The sequence below is a fragment of the Dactylosporangium sp. CS-033363 genome, assembly GCF_050942475.1.
In the GTDB taxonomy this organism is placed as follows: domain Bacteria; phylum Actinomycetota; class Actinomycetes; order Mycobacteriales; family Micromonosporaceae; genus Dactylosporangium.
In genome coordinates this window covers 9406511-9432249 of sequence record NZ_CP192032.1, presented here as the reverse complement: position 1 = coordinate 9432249, position 25739 = coordinate 9406511, and the positions used below count along the sequence as shown (strand labels likewise).

Below are 25739 nucleotides of genomic sequence, written 5' to 3'. Positions count from 1 at the left end.
TTTGCACGAGCGCGTTCACCGAGCTGCCGCCAGCCACTGCCGGCCGAAGACGCTCGCGGTGCGCCCGGTCGCGCGCAGCCCGTCGGGGCCGTCGATCAGCCGGCGCCCCCAGGGCGTCAGCCGCCCCGCCCTGTAGTCCGAGACCACGTCCAGATAGTGGTACTCCGGGCTGTTGCCGCTCCACGACCAGCCCAGATACCCCAGACCGTGGTCCTGGCAGTACGCCATGATCGCGTCCTCGTCCGGATCGCCGTACTCGTGCAGCGACGAGAACTCCCCGACGACGATCGGCAGCTGCTGCGCGACGAAGTGGTCCAGGTAGCCCGACACCTTGGCCGCGGTGTCGAACGGGCCGTACATGTGCACGTCGAACACCACGTTGCGCTGCGGGTCACTGGCGAAGACGGCGGCGGCGTGGTCGTACATCACCCGGAACGCGTCGTTGCCCCAGTTCGGCGCGTCGACCATGAGCGCGTGCCGCAGCCCGGCCGCACGCAGCCGGGCGATGGCGGCCATCGTGTTGCCCACCCAGTCCGCGTCCACGGCGTGGCCGGACGGCTCGTTGGCGATGTTCAGCACGACGTAGGGCTCCTCGTGGCGCAGCACGTCGCGCAGGGACAGCCAGTAGTCGACCGCCTCGGCGATGGTGGCCGCGCCGGGCTGGGTGCCGTACCCCATGGTGTCGTGCACGTCGAGCACGCAGATCAGCCGGGCCGCCTTGCACCGGTCGATCACCCCGGCGACCGCGGCCTTCTTCGTCGCCGCCCACTCGTGGCCGCTGGACAGCGCCACCCGCACCGCGTTGGCCCCGGTGGCCCGGATGTCGTCGAAGACCGAGGCCGGCCCGGGCCCGAACGCGTACCCGTGGTTGACGCCCCGCAGCACCAGCGGCTCGCCGCCCGCCTCGGCCAGCCGGCCGTCCGCCACGTGGATGCCGTCGGTCGCACCGGCGCGGGCCGGGGTGACGTACGCCGCACCCAGCAACGCCATGAGCAGCGCGGGGAACGCCGACCTGATAGCTATCCGTTTGACCACGGGTGAGGCGCTACCCGGGCCCCTGCCATTCACCCGTTGTCCGAGGGTGATTCGGCCCCGCGGGGATCGACCGCCCTCCGCGGCGCAAGGTAGCGTGAGGCGCACGCAGGGTGCGAGAAGGAGTTCCGTGGAGTCCAAGGCAGCCGAAATCGCTGCTGAGCAGCAACACTTCGACCTCGCCCACAAGCACCGGGAACGCGCGCGCGCCGAACTGGGGGACAACCCCGACGCGGCCGCGAACGCCGGCGCCGGTCGCTGGCTGGGCGGGTTCCGCCGCAACCGCCGCGACGCCATGGCCACCGCGGAGCACGCCGTCGCCACCGGGCGCATGGACATCGAGCACGAGCGCTTCTACATCGGCCACGAGTCGATCTGGGACGACCAGCGGCAGATCCTGGTCGTCAACTGGAAGGCCGACTTCGCCAAGAGCTTCTTCGAGGCGTCGGTCGAGGACCCGCACGGCCTGAGCCGCAAGCGCACCTTCACCTGCGAGGCGAACCACATCCTCGACTTCGAGGACCTCGTGTTCGCCCAGCTCGCGGCGGCCGTCCGGGCCCTCGACGGGCCCGACGCCGCCCTGCTCGGCGAGCTCGACCGCGGCCGCACCGGCGAGATGCACGACATCGTCGCGACGATCCAGGCCGCGCAGTACCGCCTGATCCGCTTCCCGCTCGAGCACTGCCTCGTCATCGAGGGCGGCCCCGGCACCGGCAAGACCGCGGTGGCGCTGCACCGGGTGTCGTGGCTGCTGTACAACGAGCAGCAGAGCCTCCGCCCCCGCGACGTGCTCGTCGTGGGGCCGCATCCGGCCTTCACGCGGTACATCCGCCGGGTTCTGCCGAGTCTCGGCGACACCGAGGTCGAACAGATCGACATCGACCAGCTCGGCCCGCCGGTCCAGCGCGGCCGGCAGGAGGACCCCGCCACGCACCGGCTCAAGGGCGAGGCGCGGATGGCCGGGTTCCTGGCCCGCGCCCTGGAGGCCCGCATCGGCGCCCCCGAGGCGGCCGAGCGGATGCTGTTCGACGGCCGCTTCCTCACCCTGACCGGCGCCGAGGTGGCCGACGCGGTCGCCGCCGCCCGCCAGGCCGGCGGCCCCTACGCGGTGCGCCGGCAGCGGCTGCGGGCCCGGCTCGCCGAGCTCGTCCGGGACCGCGGCGGCCCGCTCGAGGCCGAGCGCCTGCCCCCGGTCGAGAACCTCCTGGAGCGGCTGTGGCCGTTGCAGAGCCCGCCCGCGTTCCTGCGCAGCCTGTTCGGCTCCCGCACGCGCCTGGCCGCCGCGGCCGGCGGGGAGTTCAGCTCTGACTTCAGCGAACAGGACGTGGCGCTGCTGTACCGGCGCGGCGCCGACCGGCTCTCCGCGCAGGTCTGGAGCGCGGCGGACATTCCGCTGCTCGACGAGGTGGACGAGCTGGTCAACGGCACGACCGGGCGGTACCGCCACATCGTCGTGGATGAGGCCCAGGACCTCTCCCCGATGCAGCTGCGCGCGATCGGCCGGCGCTCGTCCAACGGCTCGTTCACCCTGGTCGGCGACCTGGCCCAGTCCACCGGCGCCTGGGCCCGCGACTCCTGGGACGAGGTCACCGCCCACCTGCCGGCCCAGCAGCCGCGGGTCATCGCCCCGCTGCGGTACGGCTACCGCGTGCCCCGCCAGGTGTACGAGCTGGCGGCCATGCTCCTCCCGCTCGCCGCCCCCGGCGTCGAGCCGACCCACGTGGTCCGCGAGGGCCCCGCCGACCCCGGCACGCACGTCGTCGAACCGGGCGAGCGCGCCGGCCGGGTCGCCCAGATCGCCCGGGAACACCTCGACGCCAACCGCTTCGTCGGCATCATCTGCCCCGCGGTCCTGCGCGCCGAGCTGGAATTCGCCCTGCACGCCAACGACCTGCCGTGGGGCCGCGCCGACCAGGGCGAGCTGGAGCGCAGCCTCAACCTGGTCTCCCCGCAGGAGGCCAAGGGCCTGGAGTTCGACGCCGTCATCGTCGTCGAGCCGGAGGAGATCGTCGCCGAGGACCCGCGCGGCCACCGCCTGCTGTTCGTCGCCCTCACCCGCACGATCCGCTTCCTGGACATCGTGGCGAGCGGCGATCCCCTGCCGCTTGAGTTGCCGTCCGCGGCGGCTCCGTTCATCCCCCGGCAGCGCCGGGTCATCGAGCCCGACCCGGACCCGACGGTGGAGCTCTCCCTGCTCGACCGCCTGGCCGAGGACCTGGCCGCGATGGTCGCCGGCGGCTCGCCCCCGCCCCTGTGGGACGAGGTCCTCCAGCGCGCCGCCACCCTGCTCGACCAGCGCGCGGGCCGCGACCGACCGAAGGGCCGCCACAGCCGATGAGCGTCGTCAGCGTCATCAACTACAAGGGCGGCGTCGGCAAGACCACCATCACCGCCAACCTCGGCGCCGAGCTGGCCGCCCGCGGCCGCAAGGTGCTGCTGATCGACCTGGACCCGCAGGCGAGCCTCACGTACTCCTTCTACCGCCCGTCCGACTTCGACGAGCAGCCCACGATCCGCTCCTGGTTCGAGGCCTTCGTCACCACGCGCGCGCCGGAGCCGCTGTTCAAGTACGTCCTCGCCCCGCCCGCGGTCAACGCCCTCGTCCAGCCGCTCGGGGGCAACCTGCACCTGATCGCCTCCCAGCTCGGCCTGGTCGACGCCGACCTCGATCTCGCCGCCGGCCTGGGCGGTTCGCGTTTTCAGAAGAGCAGTCCGCGGTACCTCCAGGTGTACCGCCTCCTCGCCGAAGCGCTCGCCGACCCGTCGTTCAACAAGTACGACACGGTCCTGATCGACTGCCCGCCGAACTTCAACCTGGTCACCCGGACCGCGCTGGTGGCCAGCGACCACGTGGTGGTCCCGGCCCGCCCCGACTACCTGTCCACGCTGGGCATCGACCTGCTGCGGACCCGCCTGTCGGCCCTGGTCGAGGAGTACAACTCGGTCGCGGACACCCCGATCAACCCGGAGATCGTGGGCGTGGTGTACACCATGGTGCAGTACACGGCGAACGGCCCCCTGAACACCCAACAGGAGTCGGTGAAGTCCACCACCCAGATCGAGATGCCGGTCTTCCGCCAGACGGTGCGCGACAACAAGTCGGCCATCACGGAGGCGGGCCTGCGCGCGGTCCCGGTGGTGCTGGCGCCGCAGGGCACGCCCGCGATCGAGAACCTACGATACGAGCTGCAACAACTGACCAGCGAGTTCCTGGCGCGCACAAGACTCTGAGCGGAGCGTTTGATGACGGACCCGGCCGACCTTGCCCACGAGGTACTCCTCCGCGTGGCCGCCTTCGTCAAGACCCTCCCCGCCGACCAGTTGCAGGACCTGGCCTCGGGCGCCGCGAAGCTGGAGCTGGTCCCCAAGGGCGGCCGCCCGTCGAAGGCCGCGCCGGCCGCCTTGTCCCGCCCGGTGAGCGAGATCGAGTCGATGCTGGCCCAGCTGGAGACCCGGCAGGCGGCGGTGCAGTACATCAACGACCTGAAGCTGACGGTGCCGCAGGTCAAGGAACTGGCCAAGGTCCTCGGCGTCCCGGTCCCCGCCAGGGCCACGAAGGTCGCCCTGACCAACTCGATCGTCGACTCCACGGTCGGCCGCCGCCTGGACAGCCTCGCGCTGAGTTGATGCTTGCACATCCTGCAAGGTATCTTTCAGGGTGTGCAAGTGAGGTCCCGCCTGCTGCCGCTGCTGCGCTCGCCGCTGCTGGGTGAGCTGCTGGCCTGGCTGTACCTGCACCCGGACCAGAGCTACTCGGTGACGGAGCTGGCCCGCCGGTTCGGATCCTCCCAGTCGACCGTCAGCCGGGAGGCCGACCACCTGGCCAAGGCGGGCCTCGTGCGCGAGGAGCGGCGGGGCAAGATGCGCCTGCTGCAGGCGGACCTGGACAACCCGCTCGCCCGCCCGCTCACCGAACTGCTGGCGCTGACGTACGGTCCGGCCGCGGTCCTGGCCGACCTGCTGCCACCCGTGCGGGGCGTCGACGCGGCCTACATCTACGGCTCCTGGGCGGCCCGCTACGCCGGCGAGGCGGGCCCGCCACCGCGCGACGTCGACGTGCTGGTCGTCGGCGACGCGGACGAGGACGACCTCGCCGACGCCGCCCGCTCCGCCGAACGCGAGCTCGGCCGCGAGGTCAACATCCACCGCGTGTCGGCCACGACCTGGCACGGCGCGGCCGACGATCCCTTCCTGGCATCGGTGCGCGCGCGCCCGTCATACCCGATCGTGGAACCCGAGGACCGGCCATGAGATGGCAGCAGGGCCGCGAGGTCCTGACCGACATGATCGCCCGCGGCGAACTGGAGCGCGTGCCGGCCAGCCGCGCGCACGCCGACCACCTGCTCGGCCAGGCCCGCCGCCACCTCACCTCGGCCGGCGCGATCGCGGCCGCCGACCCCGCCGGCGCGTACCAGCTGCTGTACGACGCCGCCCGCAAGGCCCTCGCCGCGGTTCTGGAGAACCAGGGCGTGCGGGCCACGAGCCGGGGCGGGCACATCGCGGTCCGCGACGCGGTGACGGCCCAGCTCGACCCGCCGCTCGGTGGCGTCCTGCGCCCGTTCGACCGCCTCCGCCGGCGCCGCAACCAGGTCGAGTACCCGTCCGGCTCGGCGCCGGCCGTCAGCGCGGAGGAGGTCGAGCGCGACGTACCCAAGGTGGAGCAGATCCTCGACGTCGCCGCCCAGGTCCTGGACCGGATGAGCCCGCTGTCCTAGGCGGGCTCGGTGGCTGCCGCGGCGAAGGCGCGGATCAGCGGGGTTTCGGCGTCGGTGCGCCAGACGAGGGCCCACTGGACGGGCGGGGCGTCGCGGATCGGCAGGTACACCAGGTTCGGCCAGGGGTAGAAGCGGGCGGCCTCGGCCGGGGTGGCGATGACGGCCTGGCCGGCGCTGACCGCCTTGAGCTGGTCGTCCCAGTTGGTGATCAGCGGTCCGCGGCGGATGGGGCGGCCCGAGGGCGTGTGGAAGGGCTGGAACACCTCTTCCAGGTACGCCGGGATCGGTGAGCGGTGGGCGACGAACGTCAGCTCGCCGAAGTCCTCGCGGCAGATCGAGGCGCGTTCGGCGTAGGGATGCGTGGGGGCGATCACGAGTACCTGATCCGACGTGTGGGTGACCGGGCCGACGGTGAGGCCGGGCTCGCGGACCGGTAGCCAGACGTGGGCGACGTCGACGTCGCGGGACTGCAGCAGGGCCAGCGGGTTGACCGGGTTGACGTCGCGGTGCGCGACGCGGGCGTCCGGATGGCGGGCCTGGAACACGTCGACCACCCGCTGGACCATCCACGCCTGCAGGCCCATGGTGCCCAGCGTGAGCGTTCCGGAGACGCCGCCCGCGGCCGTGCTCGCGGCGTCCAGGCCGGCCATGATCTGCCGGTACCCGGTGCTGAGCTCCTGCCGCAGCTGCTCGCCCAGCGGCGTCAGGCGGACCCGGCGCGTGGTGCGGTCGAACAGCGCCCCGCCGACCCGGCGCTCCTGTTTGGCGATCGACTGGCTGACGCGGCCGGGCGTGATGCGCAGGCGCTCGGCGGTACGACCGAAATGCAGTTCCTCGGCGAGCGTCAGAAAGATCTCGATGTCCCGCAGCTCGATCACCCCGGGATTATCGCCGGTTCGCTCAACACTCTGTGCCCGAGGACGTCGTTGATCACCGATCCGTGCCGGCCGCACGCTGAGCATCGATTCCGGCTCACGACGTGGAGGGTGACGATGGCGATTCTGGCCGCGAAAACGGCGCTGGTGACCGGCGCTTCGCGGGGCATCGGACGGGCGATCGCGCAACGGCTGGCGGCCGACGGCGCGGAGGTCGCCGTGCACTACGGCGACAACGAGGCCGCCGCGAAGGAGACGGTGGCGCGGATCGAGGACGCCGGTGGACGGGCGTATGCGGTGCGGGCACAGTTCGGTACACACGAAGCCCTGGATCTGCTCTTCGACCGGCTCACCGAACGCCTGGCCGGGCGGGGGCTGGACATCCTGGTGAACAACGCGGGCATCGGCTCGGGCAGCCCGATCGGCCGGCTCACGCCCGAGGAGTTCGCCCGGCTGCTGGCGGTGAACGTCAGCACGCCGCTGTTCCTCATCCAGCGGGCGCTGCCGCTGCTCAACGACGGTGGCCGGATCATCAACCTGGGCTCGACGGCGAGCCGGTTCGCCGTGTCGACGCAGATCGGCTACACCATCAGCAAGGCGGCGCTGGCGTCGATGGCCCCGTCGCTGGCCAACGAGCTGGGCCGGCGCGGCATCACCGTCAACACGCTCGCGCCCGGCGCGGTGCGCACGGATCTGACCGCCGGGTACACCGGCATCCCGGAGGTCGTCGCCGGGCTGGAGGCGATCACCGCGCTCGGGCGCCTCGGCGAGCCGGCCGACGTCGCCGACGTCGCCGCCTTCCTGGCCGGGCCGCACGGCCGCTGGATCACCGGCCAGACCGTCGACGTGTCCGGCGGCACCTTTCTGGGTCCGATCCAGGGGGCGATGTGAACAGCAAGGCAGGTACCCGGGAATGGGTCGGGCTGGCGGTGCTCGCGCTGCCGTGCCTGCTGGTGTCGATGGACGTGAGCGTGCTGCTCTTCGCGATGCCGTTCATCAGCGCCCACCTGGAGCCGTCCGGCACCCAGCTGCTGTGGATCATGGACATGTACGGCTTCGTGCTGGCCGGGACGCTGATCACCATGGGCGCGCTGGGCGACCGGATCGGCCGGCGCCGGCTGCTGCTGGCCGGGGCGGTGGCGTTCGGCGCGGCCTCGCTCGTCGCCGCGTACTCGACCAGCGCCGCCATGCTCATCGGCGCCCGCGCGGTCCTCGGCCTGGCCGGCGCCACCCTGATGCCGTCGACCCTGGCGCTGATCCGCAACATGTTCCACGACCCCGGCGAGCGCAAGACCGCCATCGCCGTGTGGACCGGCGCCATGACCACCGGCGTCACCGTCGGCCCGATCGTCGGCGGCCTGCTGATGGAACACTTCTGGTGGGGGTCGGCCTTCCTGATCAACCTGCCCGCGATGGCCCTGCTGCTGATCCTCGGCCCGATCCTGCTGCCGGAGTTCCGCAACCCCGCCGCCGGCCGGTTCGACCGTTTCGGCTCACTGCTGTCGCTGGCCGCCGTGCTGCCGGTGGTCTACGGCATCAAGGAGCTCACCGTGGACGGCTGGGCCGTCCGCCCCGCGCTCGCGGTCATTGCCGGGCTCGGGCTCGGTCTCGTGTTCTGGCACCGGCAGCGGACCGTCGCCAACCCGCTGATCGACCTGCGCCTCTTCCGCCGCCGCACCTACAGCGCGGCGGTCGGCGTCAATCTCGTGACCAACTTCGCGTTGCTCGGGTTCAGTCTTTACACGATGCAGTACCTGCAGGTCGTGCGGGGCATGAGCCCGCTGGTGGCGTCGCTGTGGTCGCTCGCGGTCATGCCGTTCATCGCGGTGGCCATGACGGTCACCGGGATCCTGGGCACCCGGGTCCGGCCCGGGTACCTCATCGCGGCCGGGCTGCTGGTCTCGGCGTGCGGCCTGGCCGTGACGACCCAGGTGCGGGTGCATCAGCCGCTTGCCGTGATCCTCATCGGGGCGGGGCTGCTCGCCGCCGGCATGATGGTGGCCACCACGCAGACGGCCGACCTGATGCTCTCGGCCGCCCCGGCGGAGCAGGCGGGCGCCGCCTCGGCTGTTGCGGAGACCGGCTCCGAACTGGGTGGGGCGCTGGGCTTTGCGATCCTGGGCTCGATCGGTACGGCCATCTACCACCACCGGATGGCCGGGGTGGAGGTGCCCGGCGTCACGGGCGAGGCCATGCGCGCCGCCCGCGACACCCTCGGCAGCGCGGCCGCCGTCCCCGGCCCGGCCGGTCACGATCTACTGGGGATCGCGCGGGAGGCGTTCACCCGCGGGCTGGACGTGACCGGGCTGTCCGGCGCCTTGGTACTGGTGGCCGCGGCGGTGGCCGCGTTCGCCTTGTTGCGCCGCGTGCCGGTCGCGGCGCCGCCTGCCCCGGAGGTGGTCGCGAGCCGCCGGTGAGACCGGCGACCTGGGACGTCCTGGCAGGATGGCGGTGTGAGCAACCCCGACCTCGTCCTGGTGCTGCGGTACCGCAAGGCCGTCACCTACGGCCACCACGTGCTGCTCGCCGCGCTCGAAGAGCACCCGACCTCCACGCGGTACGAGGTGGTGTTCGCCGAGTCGGAGAAGGCCACGGTGGCCGCGATCCAGGCGGCCGCGAAAAGCGCGAAGACGCTGGTCCTGTGGTCGTTCTACTCGCCTGACGCGGCCGCGCTGGCCGAGGAGTTGCAGCGCATCAAGGCGGCCGCGCCAGGCGCCGTGCACGTGGCCGGGGGTGTGCACGCCACGGCCGAGCCGGTGCGGACGCTCGATGCGGGGTGGGACATCGCCGCGGTCGGCGAGGGGGAGAGCACGCTGCTCAACCTCGTCGACCAGGGCGGTGACCCCACGGGCATCCAGGGTCTCGTGTACCGCGATGAGCAGGGCACCCTGCACCGCACGGGGAAGGCGCAGCGGGAGCCGCTCGGGCGGTACCGGGCGTTTCCGCTCACCTACAAGCGCATGAACCCGATCGAGATCACCAGAGGGTGCGTCTACGCGTGCCGGTTCTGTCAGACGCCGTTCATGTTTTCCGCGAAGTTCAGGCATCGCAGCGTTGAGAACGTTCGGTGGCATGTCGATCGGATGCGGGAGCTCGGGAAGCGGGACGTCCGGTTCATCACGCCCACCTCGTTGTCCTACGGGGCCGATGACGAGGAGCCGAATCTCGCCGCCGTCGAGGAGTTGCTGGCGTCGTGCAAGGAAGGGATCGGGCCGGGCGGGCGGGTGTTCTTCGGGTCGTTTCCCAGTGAGATCCGGCCCGAGCACATGAGCGTCGCGGCGCTCAAGGTCGTGAAGCGGTACTGCGCCAACGACAATCTCATTGTCGGGGCTCAGTCCGGCAGTGAGCGGGTGCTCGAGGCGGCCAAGCGGGGGCATGACGTCGAGTCGGTACGGCGGGCGGTGCGGATCGGGATTGCCGAAGGGTTCCGGATCAACGTGGACATGATCTTCGGGATGCCGGGGGAGGACCCAGAAGACGCGGCGGCCTCGCTTGAGCTTGCCACGGAACTGGCTGGGCTCGGGGCGCGGATCCATTCGCACGTGTTCATGCCGTTGCCGGGGACGCCCTGGCGGGATGCGGCGCCCGGGGATGTCGATCCTGAGACGATCAGGGCTGTGTCGCGGCTGGCGCAGCAGGGGGCGCTCTATGGGCACTGGGAGAAGCAGCGGGCGCATGCGCGGGAGCTTGCGGCCGCGGCGGCCGAGCGGCCTCGGCCGGGGCGGAGCCGGACCTTGCTGCCGTTAGCGCAGCCAGACCACGATGCCCGTCAAGCCGGTGAGCACGGCGGCGGTGCCTGCGCGAATGGCGGCGTCGCAGCGCGCTGAGGTGAAGGAGGTTTCGTCGTACGTCGACGAGGCTCCCAACCCCTCGCCGCGGAAGGAGGCGCCGGGCCAGTCGACCGCTGTCACGTTGTGGGTCGGTTCGGCCAGTTCGGCTCCGACCACCAGGAACTGCTGGGACAAATGGCTCGCGGTGATGACGGCCAGGGGGTCGATCAGGTCGTTGCCGGCGCTCACGATCAGGTCGGCGTGCATGTCGAGGGCTCGGGTGATGTCCGGGATGGGGTCTGGGCCGACGACCACAACCCGCAAATCGGTGTGTTCAGCCAAAGCCCACGAACGCACTGCCGTCACCAGGGCGGTGGTCGGGGCGTCGGTGCCCTTCGTCAGCAGTACGACCCGGTAGTCGCGTGGGGGATGCACGTCGTCCCACGAACCGGGCGCCGGGGTGATCGTGCCCTCCGGCGTCGGTGGGGAGGACGGGTCGACGAAGCCGGGGCGCAGTGCGCCGATCGGGGAGGGCATCGGGCGCGGCTCAGCCCAGCCTGAGGACGGTGAGCCGCAGGCCGCGAGCAGAAGAGCCGACAGCAGCGGTACGAGCACCCGGCGCATCACGAGACCGAATACCAGCAGACGGCGGGCAACCCATTCAACTGGTCGGAGAAGGTGTTCTTGATCGGTTCGCCGATGTGGGGACTTGAGTTCACCTGGGGCCTGCAACGTGCGCCGCATGTTTCGCCTTGCGGTTGTGGGCGTTGCCGCCGCGCTGCTCGCCATCCTCCTCGCGTCTCCGGCGCAGGCGCACGGGTTCTCCTCGACGGTGTACCTCACCGTGACCGGAGAGCCGACCCGGGTCCATACGAAGCTCGAGCTCGAGTACGACCTCCTGGTGGTGTCCACGGCCGACGCCGAGCACGACGACCCGCTGTTCCGGGCCGGGACCGCGGCGTTCGACGACGGGGACGCCGACGCGATGGCCGCGGCCCTGAACGACCATGCGAGCCAGGTCAACCACTACGTCACCGAGCGGTTCACCGTCAGCGGGTGCTCCGCGACGCCGGAACCCGGCTTCACGATGGGCGAGCAGGAGGGGGTGCCCTACGCGACGGTCCTCATCACCTGGGCCTGTCCGAAGGAGCCCCGCGAGATCCGCGCCACCCTGTTCTCCGACGAGGAGGGCTACGTCAAGGGCGTCAAGACGATCGCCACGTACGACCTCGGCGGCCACAGGGGCAGCGCCGCCCTCGACTCGCAGCATCCGGCGTTCGCGCCGGGGCAGGCGTGGTACCAGCGATTCTGGGAGTTCTTCCGCCTGGGCGCCGAGCACCTGCTCACCGGGATCGACCATATTCTCTTCTTGTTGGCGCTGATCGCGGGGTCGCGGCGGTTGCGGGACGTGGTGCTGGCCGCGACGAGCTTCACGCTGGCGCATTCCGTGACGTTCATCCTGGCCGCGCTCGGGCTGGTGAGCGCGCCGGCCGGGCTGGTCGAGCCGGTCATCGCGCTGTCCATCGCCGTCGTGGCGGCGCTGCATCTGTGGAATCTGCGCCGGGATCGGCCGCCCAGCAACCTGCGGCTGGTCGTCGTGTTCGCGTTCGGGCTGGTGCACGGGCTCGGGTTCGCGGGGGCGCTGGGGATCGACGAGCCGTTCTCGTGGACGTTGCTGTGGTCGCTGCTGGTGTTCAACGTCGGCATCGAGGTGGTGCAGCTCGGGCTCATCGCGGCCACCTTCCCGCTGCTGATGGTGCTGCGGCGCAAGGCACCCAAAACCGGGCGATGGGTGACCGGTGGCATCGCGGCGGGTGTCGCCGCCATGGGGCTCGTCTGGTTCTTCCAACGCCTCTAGGCGGGCGTCCCGCCGGAGTTCACGCGTGATTCACGGACCGGCGAAAGCGTGATCGAGCTTTTCCCCAACCCCCATCGGAAAAGGAAAGAAATCCGATGAACCAACGCACCTCGCGCGTGGCCGCAGCGGCCACCGCGGCGCTTCTGGGGCTGGCCATGGCCATCGGCACCGGCGGTTCACCCGCCGCGGCCGCGGACCCGGCCAACCTCACGGGCATCATCCTCGGCGTCGGCGCCAACGAGTCCCAGCGCATCGTGACCTGGTACTCCTCGGTCGACACCGCCCAGCTGGTCCAGGTCGCCCCGACGGCGGCGCTCGACAACGGGGCGTTCCCGGCGTCGGCGGCGACGTTCGCGGCGATCGGCGGGGCCAACATCGCCACCAGTGGCGGCTTCAACCGCCACGCCGTGCTCACCGGCCTGCAGGAGAACACCCAGTACTCCTACCGGGTCGGCACCGACGGCAACTGGTCGTCGACCTTCGCCTTCAAGACCCAGGACTTCGAGGGCGACTACGACTTCCTGTTCTACGGCGACCCGCAGATCGGCTCGTCCGGCGACGTGGCCAAGGACGCGGCGGGCTGGCGGGACACGCTCGACGTCTCGCTGGCGGCCAACCCGAACGCCGAGCTGCTGGTCTCCGGCGGCGACCAGGTCGAGACGGCCAACACCGAGTCGCAGTGGGACGCGTTCCTGTCCTCGGACAAGCTGCGGCAGTACCCGTGGGCGGCGACCATCGGCAACCACGACGTCGGCGGCAAGGCGTACGAGCAGCACCTGTTCACGCCGAACACCGACCGCTCCGGCCCGCTCTACGCCAACGGCAACCCGGCGTCGAACACGTCCGGCGGCGACTACTGGTACATCTACAAGGATGTGCTGTTCATCGACCTGAACAGCAACTCCTACACCACCGGTTCGGGTGGCGGCGGCGACGCGGCGCACATCGCGTACGTCACCGACGTCATCAACCAGCACGGCGCCGACGCGAAGTGGAAGGTGCTGGTCTACCACCACGCCATCTACTCGCCGGCCGACCACGCCAAGGACGGGGACAACAAGACGCGCCGGGTGGACTTCCCGACCGCCTTCTCCAACCTCGGTGTGGACCTGGTGCTGCAGGGCCACGACCACTCGTACTCGCGCAGCTACGAGATCAAGAACGGCGCGAAGGCGAACCCGGACGAGCAGCCCGGCGCGGCCGACGTGTACCCGGGCCCGGGCGGCGTCATCTACGTCACCGGCAACTCGGCGTCGGGGTCGAAGTACTACGACATCACCGCCCCCGACAACAGCGGCACCAGCGGCGCGGGCAACGGCGCCGACCCGCTGAACCCGAACGACTACTGGTACAACTCGGTCCAGAACCAGGAGCACGTGCGCTCCTACGTGAAGGTCGAGGTCCGCAGCGACCAGCTCGTCGTGCAGAACCTCCGCAGCGGCACCTGCGCCGCCCCGAACGCGGCGGTCGAGCGCGGCAACGTCGCGTGGTGCAACAACACGCCGGCCAACCAGCCGGTGGGCTCGGTCGTCGACAAGGTGGCCATCCACCCGTACCACGGCGACGCCCAGCAGTTGCAGGTCAACGTGCCCACCGCGGCCCCCGGCGAGTTCGGGTGGACCATCGACGGGCACAACGGCCTGGTCAACCTGGGCACCGCGCAGGAGCACAACGGCGAGTACTTCGCCGCCGGCGGCAGCCTCAACCCGATCGTCGTGTCCGACACGCGCCGCACCCAGGCGCCGTGGTCCGTCTCGGCCAGCGTCAGCGACTTCCGTGACGCCGACAAGACGTTCTCCGGCTCCTACCTGGGCTGGACGCCGAAGATCCTGGCCCCCGGTGCGGGCGCCAAGGCCGGTGCCCCCGTCGCGTCCGGCTTCGACGACCACGGCACGGGCCTTTCCGTGTCGCGCCAGCTCGGGTACGCCGAGCAGGGTCACCCCAAGGGCAACGCCCAGCTGGGTGCCGGGCTCGACCTGAAGATCCCGGGCGACGTCGCGAAGGGTGAGTACCGCGCCACGCTCACCATCACCGCGCTGAGCAGCTGAGTTGATCGGCGGGGCGGGCTCCCGGGCCCGTCCCGCCTCCACATGAGCGAGGACACGCCATGCGTCTACGAACCACCGCCACTGCCGCCGTTGTACTGGCCCTGCTCGCCGCCATCGGGCTCGCCACCCCCGCGCACGCGCAGGACGGCGACGTCGCCTGGACGGTGCGGACGGCCTCGAACTCCTACGGCTCCGACCGCTCCAGCTACAGCTACGCGGTGAACCCCGGCGGCCAGGTCAAGGACGCCATGGTGGTGGCCAACCGCGGCAAGGATCCGCTGACCCTGGCGGTGTACGCGGGCGACGGCTTCACCACCGGCACCGGGCAGCTGGACCTGCTCACCAAGGACAAGAAGTCCATCGGCATCGGGGCCTGGCTGCACGCCGGCGGCGCCACCGTCACCGTCGCGCCGGGCCAGAGCGCCGAGGTGCCGTTCACGCTCGACGTACCCGGCAACGCCACGCCCGGCGACTACGCGGGCGGCGTCGTCACCGCGCTCGCCCAGCCCGACCAGGCCCAGGGCATCACCGTCGAGCGCCGCCTCGGCATCGCCATCAAGCTGCGGGTCGGCGGCGCGCTGCACCCGGCGCTCGCGGTCGAGCGGCTGGCCGTGCACTTCGACGGGGGCGACGCCGCCGTGACGTACACCATCCACAACACCGGCAACGCGATCCTCTCGGCCGACCAGGACGTGTCGGTGGCCGGGCCGTTCGGGCTGCTGCGCACCGGGGCGGGCACCGTGCAGGCGCCGCCGCAGCTGCTGCCCGGCGAGACCTGGCAGGTGACCGTGCCCGTGCACGGCGTCCCGCGGGCCGGGTGGCTGACCGCGCGCGCGTCGCTGACCCCCCGCCTGACCGACGCGTCCGGCTCCACCACCTCGCTGCCCGTCGTCACCGCGGAGGCGCGCACGGTCGTGGTGCCGTGGCTGTGGCTCGCCGGGCTCCTCGTGCTCATCGGTCTCGTGTTCCTGATCCGGTACCTCCTGAGGCGCACCAAGTCCCGCCAGGACGCCCGGGTACGGGAAGCGGTCGAGAAGGCGCTTCAGGCCGGCGGCGTCACCGCGTAGGCGAGGGCTTCACGCCGGCGGGGTCACCGCGTAGACGAGTGAGGAGCGGGGCGAGCGGGTGCCGAGCAGCCCCCGGGCCTGGACCGCGAAGGTGTACTCCGTGGACCCCTTGAGCCCGCGCAGGGTGACCTCGGTGCGCTTGGTCGCCGCGATGCGGGACTGGCTCGCCCCGTTCACCGCATAGACGAGATAGGTGGTACCGCTGGAGCGCCGGGGCCACGTGAGCGTCACGCTGTCCTTCGTGACGTCGGTGACCTTGAGTGAGGCACCGGCAGTACCGTTGCGGAAGGTCGTTGCTTCTCTCGTGTCCGTCGAAATGCCGTTGGGCCCGGTGAGGAACCGCTCGCCCCACGCCGTGCGGCTGGCCGGATTGAAGTCGTGGACCAGGTCCAGGTAGCTGTAGGGCGTGTCGTTGCCGCTCCAGGACCAGCCGAAGTAGCCGACCGAGTGGCCCTCGGCGTAGGCCATGATCGCGTCCTCGTCGGGGTCGCCCCACTCGTGCTCGCCGGAGAACTCGCCGATGATGACGGGCAGCTTCCGGCGCGTGAACGAGCCCAGGTAGGAGTTCACCTTGCCGGCGTTGTCGAACTCGCCGTACATGTGGATGTCGAACGCGGTGTTGCCGGTCGGGTCGGCCGCGCGCACCTGCTCGGCGTTGTCGCGCATGATGTAGGCCTCGTCCTGGCCCCAGCCGGGCGCGTCGATGAGCAGCGTGTGCTTGAACCCGGCCGCGCGCAGCGTCCGGATCGCGTCGGCGGACTGCTGGGCCCACGGCCAGTCGGCGCCGACGCCGAACGGCTCGTTGGCCACGTTCACGATGATGTGGTCCTCCTGGCCGGCCAGCTCCGACTTCAGCGACAGCCAGAACGCGACCGCATCCGCCATCGGTACGGCCTTCTTGTCCTGCCCGAACCCGCTCGTGTCGTGCGCGTCGAGGATGCACACGAGCCGCTGCTGCCGGCACAGCCCGACGATCGTGCGGACCTCTTCCGGCTTGGTACGGCGGAACTGGTACCCCATCCCCAGCGGCACCCGCACGGCGTTGGCGCCGGTCGCCTTGATCGCGGCGAACGAGCCGTTCTTGTCGGGGTACCAGATGAAGTCGTGGTTGACCCCGCGCAGCACGAGGTCACTCCCGTTGGCCTCGACCAGCCTGCCGTTGCGGACCTGGATGCCCTGGGTCGTCTCGGCCGCCTCGGCCTCGGCCGGGGCCAGGAGGACGGCGCCGGCGAGGAGGATCAGGACCAACAGGCTCCGCATAGGGTCGGCGGCTACCCGATGCCGGGCGGACCTACCCGGCGGCGGGGATGAACCGGTCCTCCGGCGGCGCGGGGTCGTCGTTGTCCTGTTCGAGCGCGTCGGCCACGGCGACCTCGATCACGCGCTCCAGGACCGAGGCGAGCATGCCCAGGGTCTCGTCGTCGAGGCGGGCGAGCAGGCGCTGCTGGGCCTTCGTCCCGCCGTCGCTGATCTCGAACAGGATCTCGCGCCCGGCGGGGGAGAGGTGGATGCGGCGGATGCGGCGATCGTGGGCGTCCTCCGACCGGGTGACGTAGCCCTGGGCCACCAGGCGGTCCACGATGCCGGACAGCGTGGCCAGGCTCACACCGAGGCGGCGGGTGAGCTCGGCGGAGGCGATGCCGTCGTGCCGGGATACCAGCATAAGTACTTTGAGCTGCTGCATCGTGAGGTTGACTGATAGCAACGGATTGGTGCGGTCGTACGCGAGCAGGGCGCGCATCCGCTCATCGGCGGCGGCGACTCGCAAGAGGAGCGCTTCCCTGTGAGTGTTCACAGCAATGTTTTACCCCCTGGATAAACTTTGCGCGAGGCGAACCGTTAGCATCACACGAACTAACGCTTGTCGTAGCCGACCGGAAGAAGACTCCAGACATGTCGTTTCTCGCCCGGCTCAGTTTGGCGAACCGGGGGCTGGTCGCGATCATCGCGATCGTCGTCCTGGGCTTCGGCGCCATTGCCATCCCATCACTGAAACAACAGCTCATCCCCTCGATCGACTTCCCGGCCGCCTTCGTGGTCGCGTCCTACCCGGGCGTGTCGCCGGACATCGTCGAGCAGCAGGTGACCGAACCGATCGAGAGCGCGCTGCAGGGCGTGCCCGGGCTGACGGACATCACCAGCACCACCCGCGAAGGCGTGGCGACGGTGCAGGTGTCGTTCGACTTCGGCTCCTCGGTCGACGACATCACCAACAAGATGAACACGGCCATCACGCGTATCCGGACGCAGTTGCCGACGGGCGTCGACCCGCAGGTGATCGCCGGCTCGACCGACGACCTGCCCGCCGTGGTCCTGGCCGCGTCCAAGACCGGTGACCAGATCGCGTTCGCGCAGCAGCTCAACCAGGTCGTCGTACCGGAGCTGCAGGGCATCGAGGGCGTGCGCCAGGTCGAGGTGACCGGCGCCGAGACCCAGAACGTGCTCATCACGCTCAACCCGGCCAAGGCGATCCCGGCCGGCGTCAACGCGCAGTCGCTGACGGCCGCGCTCAAGTCCAACGGCGTCTCCTTCCCCGCCGGCACCCTGACCGAGGGCGACAAGTCCCTCGCGGTGCAGGTCGGCGGCACCCTGACCACGCTGGACGAGCTCAAGAACCTCAACGTCACGCCGACCGCGAAGCTCGGCGACGTGGCCACGGTCGAGCTCAAGACCGTCGAGGCCACCTCGATCACGCGCACCAACGGCAAACCCAGCCTCGGCATCTCGGTCACGGCCTCGCCCGACGGCAACGCCGTGAAGATCTCCCACGCGGTCCGCGACAAGCTCGCCGACCTGGAGAAGAGCCTCGGCGGCGACGCCCGGCTGACCTCGGTCTTCGACCAGGCGCCGTTCGTCGAGTCGTCGATCAAGAGCCTGTCCACCGAGGGCGCGCTCGGCCTGCTCTTCGCCGTGATCGTGATCCTGGTGTTCCTCGTGTCGCTGCGCTCGACCCTGGTCACCGCGGTGTCGATCCCGCTGTCGGTGGTCGTCGCGCTCATCGGGCTGTGGGTCGGCGACTACTCGCTCAACCTGCTGACCCTCGGCGCGCTCACGATCGCCGTCGGCCGCGTGGTCGACGACTCGATCGTGGTGCTCGAGAACATCAAACGACATCTCGAGTACGGCGAAGAAAAGATCCACGCCATCCTGACCGGCGTGAAGGAGGTGACCGGCGCGGTCGTCGCCTCGACGCTCACCACCGTGGCCGTGTTCCTCCCGATCGGCCTGGTCGGCGGTCTGGCCGGCGAGCTGTTCCGGCCGTTCGCGGTCACCATCGCGGTGGCCCTGCTCGCCTCGCTGTTCGTCGCGCTGACCGTGGTGCCGGTGATGGCGTACTGGTTCCTCGGCCGCCGCAAGTCCGCCCTCACCGAGGAGGAGCGCGAGGCGATCGAGGCCAAGGCCCTGGAGAAGGAGCGGCGCAGCCCGCTGCAGCGCACGTACGTGCCGGTCATCTCCTGGGTCACCCGCAGCCGGGCGACCCGCTGGATCACCGTGGCCGTCAGCATCGTGGTCTTCATCGTCACGATGGGCCTGGCGAGCCTGCTGAAGACGAACTTCATCGACCAGTCCGGCCAGACCGAGTTCTCCATCTCGCAGGAGCTGCCGGTCGGCTCCAGCCTGGCCACCACCGACGCGGCGGCCAAGAAGATCGAGGACCTGCTCGGCGGGCGGTCCGACATCGAGGCGTACCAGGCCACGATCGGCGCCTCGGCCGGCTTCGGCTTCGCGGGCGCCCAGTCGGGCAACACGTCGAACTTCTCGGTCACCGCGAAGGACGGCACCGACGTCGAGAAGGTCATCGACGAGCTGCGCACCCAGGTCGCGGCGGCCGGCGACAGCGTCGGCACGGTGAAGATCACCTCCGGTGGCGGCGGCGGCTCGGGCGACCAGCTCGAGGTCATCATCAAGGCCAACAACCCCGACGACCTCGCGAAGGCCACCGGGCAGGTCGAGACGGCCATGAAGGGCGTCGACGGCATCAACGACGTCGAGAGCAACCTCGCCGCCAGCAACCCGCGCATCGACGTCAAGGTCAAGCGCGACCAGGCGGCCCGCTACGGCCTCAGCGACGCGGCGGTGGGCGGCATCGTCTCCGCGGCGTACCGCGGCCAGACGCTCACCCAGATGACCATCGACGGCTCGCAGCGCGACCTGGTGCTGCGCTCCGGCCCGGCCCCGGCCACGCTGAACGACCTCAAGGCCCTGCAGATCCCCGTCGGGGGCAACCCGCCGGTGATCCGCCTCGACCAGATCGCCGACGTCACCCAGGACGCCGGTCCGGTGTCGATCACCCGTATCGACGGCAACCGCAGCGCCTCGGTCACCGGCCGCGCCGACAGCGACAACCTCGGCAAGGTCTCGGCCAGCCTGCAGACGGAGCTCGACAAGCTCAGCCTGCCGGCCGGCGCGACGGTCAGCCTGGGCGGCGCGAGCCAGGACCAGGCCGAGGCGTTCGGCCAGCTGGGCCTGGCCATGCTCGCCGCGATCGCGATCGTCTTCATCATCATGGTGGCGACGTTCAAGAGCGTGGCCCAGCCGCTGATCCTGCTGGTCTCCATCCCGTTCGCGGCGACCGGCGCGATCATCCTGCTGCTGGCCACCGGCACCCCGCTGGGCCTGCCCGCCATGATCGGCGTGCTGATGCTCATCGGCATCGTGGTCACGAACGCGATCGTGCTCATGGACCTGATCAACCAGTACCAGGAATCCGGAATGCACGTCCGCGAAGCGGTGGTCGAGGGCGGCCGGCGCCGCCTCCGCCCGATCCTGATGACCGCGGTGGCGACGATCTGCGCCCTGCTGCCCATGGCCATCGGCCTCACGGGCGAGGGCGGCTTCATCTCGCAGCCGCTGGCCATCGTGGTCATCGGCGGCCTGGTGAGCTCGACGCTGCTCACCCTGGTCCTGGTCCCGACCCTCTACACGATGGTCGAGTCCACGAAGGAGAAGCGCCGCGAGCGCCGCGCCGGTCGGCACGCTTCGCCGTTGACGGCTTCGGAGCCTGAGGGCGGGGAGCCGGACGGGCGGCACCGGGTTGATCCCTTGGAGCCGGCGCCTTCGTCGCTCTGATAGCACAGTTTTGAGGCCGGCCACCTTCTTCGGTGGCCGGCTTCGCTGTGTGTGATGGGGCGGCGACTCGATCCCTGATCAACTTGGTGGGGGTTGATAGCGTGGGAAGACCGGAACGCCCCGCCGCCGCACGTCCCGCAGTCGCCGTTGTGTGTGCGCAAATGGGCCTTGGCAGTCGGGCTTTTGGTCGGCTCGTACGTCCGCGCGCGCGATCGCGCCGGCGCTTTGGTGGGCGGGGTTCGGCCGCCTGGGCTGGGCGGCACCGGGCCACACCTGGTCGTGGGTTCGGGGCGCCTCCGGCCTGCCCTATGCACCGCAGTTAGCGTGGTCCGGACCGTAGTTTGGTTGCGGTTCGGTGGTCCAGGTCCGTCGTTCGCTGCCGGGTCCGCCGTGGTCGTCGTTCGGTGGTCCCGGTCCGAGGGCGCCTTCGGCGGAGGAGCGGGTTTCCGGTTCGTGGTGGTTGCGGGCCGGGGCGCCTTGCGGCGCCTGGGAGAGCTTGCGGTCTGCCGTGGGGTTTCTGGTGGTGGGGCGCCTTGCGGCGCCGGGCGGATCTTGCGGTTCGCGGTTGGTGGCGCCGGCGGCGCCAGGAAGGGCTTGCGGGCCGCCGTTGGCTGCGGGTGGCCGGCGCCTTGCGCCGCCTAGGGCCGGCTCGCCGGCGGTTGTGGGTCGCCGGCAGTCGGGATTGATCCGCGGTGCCAGGGGCGGCCCGTTTGGGACGGCCCGGCCCCAGCCGCGCGCGAAGGCGGTTGGGTGACGCAACCGCTGACATGAGTTGACGCAAGTTCGCGCCGCCGCAGCCTCGCAGCCCGCCGTTGCGCCCCGTCGGCGCACTTCGCTGCAGGGTCCGAGCATGTGCCAGCCCGGCCAGCCCGGCCAGCCCGCTAGCCCGGCCAGCCCGGCCAGCCCGCTAGCCCGGCCAGCCCGGCCAGCCCGCTAGCCCGGCCAGCCCGGCCAGCCCGCTAGCCCGGCCAGCCCGCTAGCCCGGCCAGCCCGCTAGCCCGGCCAGCCCGGCCAGCCCGCTAGCCCGGCCAGCCCGGCCAGCCCGCTAGCCCGGCCAGCCCGCTAGCCCGGCCAGCCCGCTAGCCCGGCCAGCCCGGCCAGCCCGGCCAGCCCGCTAGCCCGGCCAGCCCGGCCAGCCCGGCCAGCCCGCTAGCCCGGCCAGCCCGGCCAGCCCGCTAGCCCGGCCAGCCCGGCCAGCCCGGCCAGCCCGCTAGCCCGGCCAGCCCGGCCAGCCCGCTAGCCCGGCCAGCCCGGCCAGCCCGCTAGCCCGGCCAGCCCGGCCAGCCCGGCCAGCCCGCTAGCCCGGCCAGCCCGGCCAGCCCGGCCAGCCCGCTAGCCCGGCCAGCCCGGCCAGCCCGCTAGCCCGGCCAGCCCGGCCAGCCCGCTAGCCCGGCCAGCCCGGCCAGCCCGGCCAGCCCGCTAGCCCGGCCAGCCCGGCCAGCCCGCTAGCCCGGCCAGCCCGGCCAGCCCGCTAGCCCGGCCAGCCCGGCCAGCCCGCTAGCCCGGCCAGCCCGGCCAGCCCGGCCAGCCCGGCCAGCCCGGCCAGCCCGCCGGCCGGCCGCGGTGACGGTGACGTAAGTGGGTGACTTGAGTTGACGCAGGTTCGCGCGGCCCTGCTGCGGCTGGCGGCGCGTTCCGCTGCAGGTCAGGCGCGTGACCCAACCCGTCGGCGGCCAAATGTGGCGCTGACGCAAGTGGTGACTTGAGTCGACACGAAGTGCGCCTCCACGTTGTCGCAGGTCAGAGGCGCTGGCCGGGCGTCCAGGACACAGGCCCGCGATCGACGGGGTTGCGTAAACGAGTTTATGGCGTAAAGTTCTTTGCATGACCCCCGTCGATGATGATGCGCCGCCGGCGTCGGCTGCTGAGTCGCTTGAGCTCATTCGCAAGGAGCGGGCCAACGCGGCCCGTGTCGTGGCGCTCAACCCGCTGCTCTACTACGTGCCGTGGGGGCTGGCCTGGCTCATCGGCTTCGGCCTGCTGTTCCTGCGCTACGGCCCCGACGGGCGCGTCTACGTGAACCTGCCGCAATGGCTCCCGCTCACCAGCCTCTTCGTACTCATGGCCCTCGCGATGGTCAGCACCATGTTCGTCAGCGCCGTGCGCGGGCGGGCGCTCGAAGGCCGCTCGAGCTGGCAGGGCACGGCCTACGGCCTCGCGTGGTTCTTCGCGTTCGCCGGGCTCGGCAGCACCATCAGCCACTTCGCGAAGCTGCTGCCCGAACCCGAGCGCGGGCTGCTCTGGGCGACCTCGTCCGTGGCGCTCGTCGGCGCGATGTACATGTGCGGCGCCGCGATCTGGATCTCCCGCGACATGTTCGTCTTCGGCGCTTGGCTCACCGTCATCAACATCGCCGGGGTCGCCGCCGGGGCCGGCTGGCACTCGCTGATCATCTCGCTCGGCGGGGGCGGCGGGCTGATCCTGCTCGGGCTGATCCTGCAGTTCAGGGAACGGATGCGGAAGGCGTGAGCGAGCTCGATCCCGTGATCCACGTCCAGGCGCGCCTGCGGATCATGGCCGCGCTGTCGAGTCTCGGCGACGGCGACCGGATGACGTTTCCGAGGCTGCAGCAGGTTCTCGACATGACCGCCGGCAATCTGTCGGTACATCTGACGAAGCTCGAACAAGCGGGCTACGTCGAGGTCGTGAAGTCGTTCCGGGGCCGGACCCCGACGACCTCCGCCGGCCTCACGCGGCGCGGCCGGGTCGCGTTCGACGACTACACCGCCGCCTTACGGGCACTGATCGACCCACCCCTCAAGGAGTCCTGATGCTCGCCCGCGCCATCGACGTCACCCGTCGCTACGGCGACACCCTCGCCCTCGACCGCGTCTCGCTCGACATCCCGCAGGGCGGCGTGCTCGGCCTGCTCGGCCCGAACGGCGCCGGGAAGTCCACGCTCATCAATCTGCTGGTCGGGCTGCGCCGCCCCACGAGCGGGACCGTCGAGCTGTTCGGCGGGGATCCGCGCGACCCGCAGTACCGTCGCAGCATTGGCATGACGCCGCAGGAGACCGGGCTGCCGTCCACCCTGCGGGTCCACGAGTGCGTCGAGTTCGTGGCGCGGCATTTTCCGGATTCGGTACCGCAGGCAGCACTCCTCGACCAGTTCGGCCTCACCGACATGGCCCGCCGCCAGACGGGTGGACTCTCGGGCGGGCAGAAGCGCCGGCTCGCGGTGGCCCTGGCCTTTGTCGGCCGCCCGCGCCTGGTGTTCCTGGACGAACCCACCACCGGGCTCGACGTCGAGGCGCGCCGCGCGCTGTGGGACGCGATCCGCGACTTTTCAAGCAAGGGCGGCACGGTTGTACTGACCAGTCACTACCTCGAGGAGATCGAGGCGCTCGCCGACCGGGTGGTCGTCGTCGGCCACGGGCGGATCCTGGCCGACGACACCGTCGCGGCGATCCGGTCCATGGTCGGCATCCACCGGGTCAGCCTCGCCAGCGGCGACCTGCCCGAGCTGCCCGGCGTCGTCGGCATGGAAGAGGCCGACGGCCGTACCTCCCTGCTGACCGCCGACGCCGACCAGCTCGTGCGCGACCTGGTCAACGCCGGCGTCCCGTTCCGCGGCCTCCAGGTCCAGCCGACCACGCTCGAAGAGGCCTTCCTGACCCTCACCAGCACCGGACGGTAGGCGCCATGACCTCGCTCGCCCTGACCCACGCCCGCTTCCGCATCCTGGAGACCATCCGCATCCCGATCGCCGTGGTCGGCGGGGCGTTCTTCCCGGCCGCGTCGATGCTCTTCTTCGTCGTACCGTTCGCCGGCAGCGACCCCGTCGGCGCCACCTTCGCCACCGCCTCGATGGTGATGTTCGCGGTGATGACCAGCTCGCTGTTCAACTACGGCGTCGGCGTCAGCGAGGACCGCGCGCAGCCGTGGGACCCGTTCACCCGTACGCTGCCCGCGGGACCCGCCAGCGCGTTCGCCGGCCGGATCCTGTCCGGCCTGACGTTCATGGCCATCTCGCTGGTGCCGGTCGTCATCATCGGCTGGCTGTTCACCGCGGCCACCACGAGCTGGACCGGGCTGCTGCTCGGCCTCGGCGCCGTGGTGCTCGCCGCGCTGCCGTTCACCTTCATGGGCCTGGCCATCGGGTACGCGCTGCCGATGAAGGCCGCCCTCGCCGTCGCCCAGATCATCTTCTTCCCGCTGGCGTTCGGCGGCGGCCTGCTCTCGGCCCCGGGTCAGGCGCCCGGGTTCGTCGAGACGATCGCGCCGTACCTGCCGACCCGCGGCGCGGTCGAGCTGCTCTGGGCCGCCGTCGGCGACTTCGACCTTTCCACGACGTCGATGGTCGCGTTCGCGGTGTGGACGGTCGCGATGGCCGCCCTCGCCGCGTGGGCCTTCAAACGCGACGAGGGCGCCCGCTTCAGCTAGCGCCGGGGCCGCCCGCTTCAGCTGACGCGCTGGTTCAGCGCCGAGGCATCGGGGGAGGCGGGAGTTCGGGTGAGGAGCTCGAGCAGGTGCAGTACCACCAGCTCGGGCTCCTCCTCCGCCATGAAATGCCCGGCCGCGACGGTGTGGTGGGACAGATCCGCCGCCCAGGCCCGCCAGCGCGCGGCGGCGTCGAAGCCCAGCGCCGCGCCCCAGTCCTGCTGCAGCACCGTCACCGGCATCGCGAGCTTGCGCCCCGCGGCCCGGTCGGCCGCGTCGTGCTCGACGTCCACTGTGGCGGTCGCGCGGTAATCGGCCACAATGGACGCAACGGCGTTGCGGGAGGCAGTGAGGTACACCTGGCGGATCTCGGCCGGCAGTGAACCGTTGCCCCAGGCGTCGAGGAAGTGGCCGAAGAACGCGTCCGGCGCCCCGCCGATGAGCAGCTCGGGCAGCGGCGCCGGGGCCGCCATCAGGAACAGGTGGAAGCCGACGACCCCGCCCACACCCTGCAGTACCTCCCACGAATCGAGCGTCGGCAGCACGTCCAGCGACGCCAGGTGGGTGATCCGCTCGGGGTGGTCGAGCCCGGCCCGGATCGCCACCAGGGCCCCGCGATCGTGCCCGGCGAGCGCGAACCGCTCGAATCCCAGCGCCTCCGCGAGCGCGATGACATCGGCGGCCATCACCCGCTTGGCATATTCGCCGGTACCGTCCGGCTTGTCACTGTCCCCGTACCCGCGCAGATCCGGGCAGATGACCGTGTGCCCGGCCGCCGCCAGCCGGGGCGCCACATGCCGCCACATCAGGTGCGTCTGCGGAAATCCGTGCAACAACACGATCGGGCTGCCACTGCCGCACATGGCAACGTTGAGGGAGACATTCGGCGCGACTTCGATCCGACGGTACGAAAAACTCATGCCG

The 25739-nt window shown here is 71.2% G+C and carries 22 protein-coding genes; 16 read left to right on the top strand and 6 right to left on the bottom strand.

Going from position 1 to position 25739, the window contains the following annotated elements:
* Positions 1 to 15: 15 nt before the first annotated feature.
* The gene (locus ACQPZ4_RS43470; RefSeq protein ID WP_433050053.1) at positions 16 to 1035 is read right to left on the bottom strand and encodes a glycoside hydrolase family 5 protein; all 1020 of its coding nucleotides are present in this window, start codon (positions 1033 to 1035) and stop codon (positions 16 to 18) included.
* Between the two features lie 127 nt (positions 1036 to 1162).
* Between ACQPZ4_RS43470 and ACQPZ4_RS43465 the strand changes: the two genes are divergently transcribed.
* From ACQPZ4_RS43465 to ACQPZ4_RS43445, 5 genes are read left to right on the top strand one after another with little or no spacing between them, the layout of a single operon-like run.
* On the top strand, positions 1163 to 3370 hold the full coding sequence (locus ACQPZ4_RS43465; protein WP_433050051.1) for a HelD family protein: 2208 nt from the start codon (positions 1163 to 1165) through the stop codon (positions 3368 to 3370).
* Positions 3367 to 4263, top strand: coding sequence for a ParA family protein (locus ACQPZ4_RS43460; protein WP_433050049.1), 897 nt, complete (start codon positions 3367 to 3369; stop codon positions 4261 to 4263). The genes ACQPZ4_RS43465 and ACQPZ4_RS43460 overlap by 4 nt, the downstream gene beginning before the upstream one ends.
* Before the next feature lie 12 nt (positions 4264 to 4275).
* On the top strand, positions 4276 to 4659 hold the full coding sequence (locus ACQPZ4_RS43455; protein ID WP_433050047.1) for a hypothetical protein: 384 nt from the start codon (positions 4276 to 4278) through the stop codon (positions 4657 to 4659).
* 39 nt (positions 4660 to 4698) lie between these two features.
* On the top strand, positions 4699 to 5283 hold the full coding sequence (locus tag ACQPZ4_RS43450; RefSeq protein ID WP_433050045.1) for a MarR family transcriptional regulator: 585 nt from the start codon (positions 4699 to 4701) through the stop codon (positions 5281 to 5283).
* Positions 5280 to 5747 (top strand): hypothetical protein, encoded by a 468-nt coding sequence (locus ACQPZ4_RS43445; RefSeq protein WP_433050043.1) that lies wholly within the window; start codon positions 5280 to 5282, stop codon positions 5745 to 5747. The genes ACQPZ4_RS43450 and ACQPZ4_RS43445 overlap by 4 nt, the downstream gene beginning before the upstream one ends.
* Here ACQPZ4_RS43445 and ACQPZ4_RS43440 read toward each other — a convergent pair.
* Positions 5744 to 6625 (bottom strand): LysR family transcriptional regulator, encoded by an 882-nt coding sequence (locus ACQPZ4_RS43440; protein WP_433050041.1) that lies wholly within the window; start codon positions 6623 to 6625, stop codon positions 5744 to 5746. The two genes, ACQPZ4_RS43445 and ACQPZ4_RS43440, sit on opposite strands and share 4 nt — an antisense overlap.
* 114 nt (positions 6626 to 6739) lie before the next feature.
* Between ACQPZ4_RS43440 and ACQPZ4_RS43435 the strand changes: the two genes are divergently transcribed.
* From ACQPZ4_RS43435 to ACQPZ4_RS43425, 3 genes are read left to right on the top strand one after another with little or no spacing between them, the layout of a single operon-like run.
* Positions 6740 to 7513 carry an SDR family NAD(P)-dependent oxidoreductase gene (locus ACQPZ4_RS43435; protein ID WP_433050039.1) on the top strand — a complete coding sequence of 258 codons (774 nt, stop codon included), beginning with the start codon at positions 6740 to 6742 and terminating at the stop codon, positions 7511 to 7513.
* On the top strand, positions 7510 to 9039 hold the full coding sequence (locus ACQPZ4_RS43430) for an MFS transporter (protein WP_433050037.1): 1530 nt from the start codon (positions 7510 to 7512) through the stop codon (positions 9037 to 9039). The genes ACQPZ4_RS43435 and ACQPZ4_RS43430 overlap by 4 nt, the downstream gene beginning before the upstream one ends.
* A 36-nt stretch (positions 9040 to 9075) precedes the next feature.
* On the top strand, positions 9076 to 10449 hold the full coding sequence (locus ACQPZ4_RS43425; protein WP_433050035.1) for a TIGR04013 family B12-binding domain/radical SAM domain-containing protein: 1374 nt from the start codon (positions 9076 to 9078) through the stop codon (positions 10447 to 10449).
* Here ACQPZ4_RS43425 and ACQPZ4_RS43420 read toward each other — a convergent pair.
* Positions 10366 to 11136 (bottom strand): hypothetical protein, encoded by a 771-nt coding sequence (locus ACQPZ4_RS43420; protein ID WP_433050033.1) that lies wholly within the window; start codon positions 11134 to 11136, stop codon positions 10366 to 10368. The two genes, ACQPZ4_RS43425 and ACQPZ4_RS43420, sit on opposite strands and share 84 nt — an antisense overlap.
* On the opposite strand from ACQPZ4_RS43420, the gene ACQPZ4_RS43415 reads away from it, so the two are divergent.
* The 3 genes from ACQPZ4_RS43415 (at position 11135) to ACQPZ4_RS43405 (ending at position 15365) form a co-directional block, all read left to right on the top strand.
* Positions 11135 to 12250, top strand: a complete 1116-nt coding sequence (locus ACQPZ4_RS43415; protein ID WP_433050031.1) for a HupE/UreJ family protein — start codon at positions 11135 to 11137, stop codon at positions 12248 to 12250. The two genes, ACQPZ4_RS43420 and ACQPZ4_RS43415, sit on opposite strands and share 2 nt — an antisense overlap.
* 95 nt (positions 12251 to 12345) lie before the next feature.
* Complete coding sequence (locus ACQPZ4_RS43410; protein ID WP_433050029.1) at positions 12346 to 14298, top strand: fibronectin type III domain-containing protein; 1953 nt, start codon at positions 12346 to 12348, stop codon at positions 14296 to 14298.
* Between the two features lie 59 nt (positions 14299 to 14357).
* Complete coding sequence (locus ACQPZ4_RS43405) at positions 14358 to 15365, top strand: WxL protein peptidoglycan domain-containing protein (RefSeq protein WP_433050027.1); 1008 nt, start codon at positions 14358 to 14360, stop codon at positions 15363 to 15365.
* A 9-nt stretch (positions 15366 to 15374) separates the two neighbouring features.
* On the opposite strand, the gene ACQPZ4_RS43400 is transcribed toward ACQPZ4_RS43405, so the two are convergent.
* Both ACQPZ4_RS43400 and ACQPZ4_RS43395 read right to left on the bottom strand, forming a co-directional pair.
* The gene (locus tag ACQPZ4_RS43400; protein ID WP_433050025.1) at positions 15375 to 16625 is read right to left on the bottom strand and encodes a cellulase family glycosylhydrolase; all 1251 of its coding nucleotides are present in this window, start codon (positions 16623 to 16625) and stop codon (positions 15375 to 15377) included.
* Positions 16626 to 16656: 31 nt separating this feature from the next.
* Positions 16657 to 17133: a MarR family winged helix-turn-helix transcriptional regulator gene (locus ACQPZ4_RS43395; protein WP_433050023.1), complete on the bottom strand. Its 477-nt coding sequence runs from the start codon at positions 17131 to 17133 to the stop codon at positions 16657 to 16659.
* Between the two features lie 125 nt (positions 17134 to 17258).
* Between ACQPZ4_RS43395 and ACQPZ4_RS43390 the strand changes: the two genes are divergently transcribed.
* From ACQPZ4_RS43390 to ACQPZ4_RS43370, 5 genes are all read left to right on the top strand, one after another.
* Positions 17259 to 20435 (top strand): efflux RND transporter permease subunit, encoded by a 3177-nt coding sequence (locus ACQPZ4_RS43390; RefSeq protein WP_433050021.1) that lies wholly within the window; start codon positions 17259 to 17261, stop codon positions 20433 to 20435.
* A 1824-nt stretch (positions 20436 to 22259) separates the two neighbouring features.
* A complete protein-coding gene (locus ACQPZ4_RS43385) occupies positions 22260 to 22904 on the top strand; it encodes a transporter (protein ID WP_433050018.1) in 645 nt (214 codons plus the stop codon).
* Positions 22901 to 23206, top strand: a complete 306-nt coding sequence (locus ACQPZ4_RS43380; RefSeq protein ID WP_433050015.1) for a winged helix-turn-helix domain-containing protein — start codon at positions 22901 to 22903, stop codon at positions 23204 to 23206. Before ACQPZ4_RS43385 ends, ACQPZ4_RS43380 begins: the two co-directional genes overlap by 4 nt.
* A complete protein-coding gene (locus ACQPZ4_RS43375; protein WP_433050012.1) occupies positions 23206 to 24072 on the top strand; it encodes an ABC transporter ATP-binding protein in 867 nt (288 codons plus the stop codon). The genes ACQPZ4_RS43380 and ACQPZ4_RS43375 overlap by 1 nt, the downstream gene beginning before the upstream one ends.
* A 5-nt stretch (positions 24073 to 24077) precedes the next feature.
* The gene (locus ACQPZ4_RS43370) at positions 24078 to 24818 is read left to right on the top strand and encodes an ABC transporter permease (protein WP_433050009.1); all 741 of its coding nucleotides are present in this window, start codon (positions 24078 to 24080) and stop codon (positions 24816 to 24818) included.
* Positions 24819 to 24835: 17 nt separating this feature from the next.
* Here ACQPZ4_RS43370 and ACQPZ4_RS43365 read toward each other — a convergent pair whose 3' ends face one another.
* Positions 24836 to 25735 (bottom strand): alpha/beta fold hydrolase, encoded by a 900-nt coding sequence (locus tag ACQPZ4_RS43365; protein ID WP_433050006.1) that lies wholly within the window; start codon positions 25733 to 25735, stop codon positions 24836 to 24838.
* Positions 25736 to 25739 lie beyond the last annotated feature (4 nt).

Coding starts and splice junctions, on each gene's coding strand:
- ACQPZ4_RS43460 (WP_433050049.1), top strand. CDS start 3,367: ATGAGCGTCGTCAGCGTCATCAACTACAAGGGCGGCGTCGGCAAGACC.
- ACQPZ4_RS43455 (WP_433050047.1), top strand. CDS start 4,276: ATGACGGACCCGGCCGACCTTGCCCACGAGGTACTCCTCCGCGTGGCC.
- ACQPZ4_RS43445 (WP_433050043.1), top strand. CDS start 5,280: ATGAGATGGCAGCAGGGCCGCGAGGTCCTGACCGACATGATCGCCCGC.
- ACQPZ4_RS43435 (WP_433050039.1), top strand. CDS start 6,740: ATGGCGATTCTGGCCGCGAAAACGGCGCTGGTGACCGGCGCTTCGCGG.
- ACQPZ4_RS43415 (WP_433050031.1), top strand. CDS start 11,135: ATGTTTCGCCTTGCGGTTGTGGGCGTTGCCGCCGCGCTGCTCGCCATC.
- ACQPZ4_RS43420 (WP_433050033.1), bottom strand. CDS start 11,136: ATGCGGCGCACGTTGCAGGCCCCAGGTGAACTCAAGTCCCCACATCGG.
- ACQPZ4_RS43410 (WP_433050029.1), top strand. CDS start 12,346: ATGAACCAACGCACCTCGCGCGTGGCCGCAGCGGCCACCGCGGCGCTT.
- ACQPZ4_RS43405 (WP_433050027.1), top strand. CDS start 14,358: ATGCGTCTACGAACCACCGCCACTGCCGCCGTTGTACTGGCCCTGCTC.
- ACQPZ4_RS43400 (WP_433050025.1), bottom strand. CDS start 16,625: ATGCGGAGCCTGTTGGTCCTGATCCTCCTCGCCGGCGCCGTCCTCCTG.
- ACQPZ4_RS43390 (WP_433050021.1), top strand. CDS start 17,259: ATGTCGTTTCTCGCCCGGCTCAGTTTGGCGAACCGGGGGCTGGTCGCG.
- ACQPZ4_RS43385 (WP_433050018.1), top strand. CDS start 22,260: ATGACCCCCGTCGATGATGATGCGCCGCCGGCGTCGGCTGCTGAGTCG.
- ACQPZ4_RS43375 (WP_433050012.1), top strand. CDS start 23,206: ATGCTCGCCCGCGCCATCGACGTCACCCGTCGCTACGGCGACACCCTC.
- ACQPZ4_RS43370 (WP_433050009.1), top strand. CDS start 24,078: ATGACCTCGCTCGCCCTGACCCACGCCCGCTTCCGCATCCTGGAGACC.
- ACQPZ4_RS43365 (WP_433050006.1), bottom strand. CDS start 25,735: ATGAGTTTTTCGTACCGTCGGATCGAAGTCGCGCCGAATGTCTCCCTC.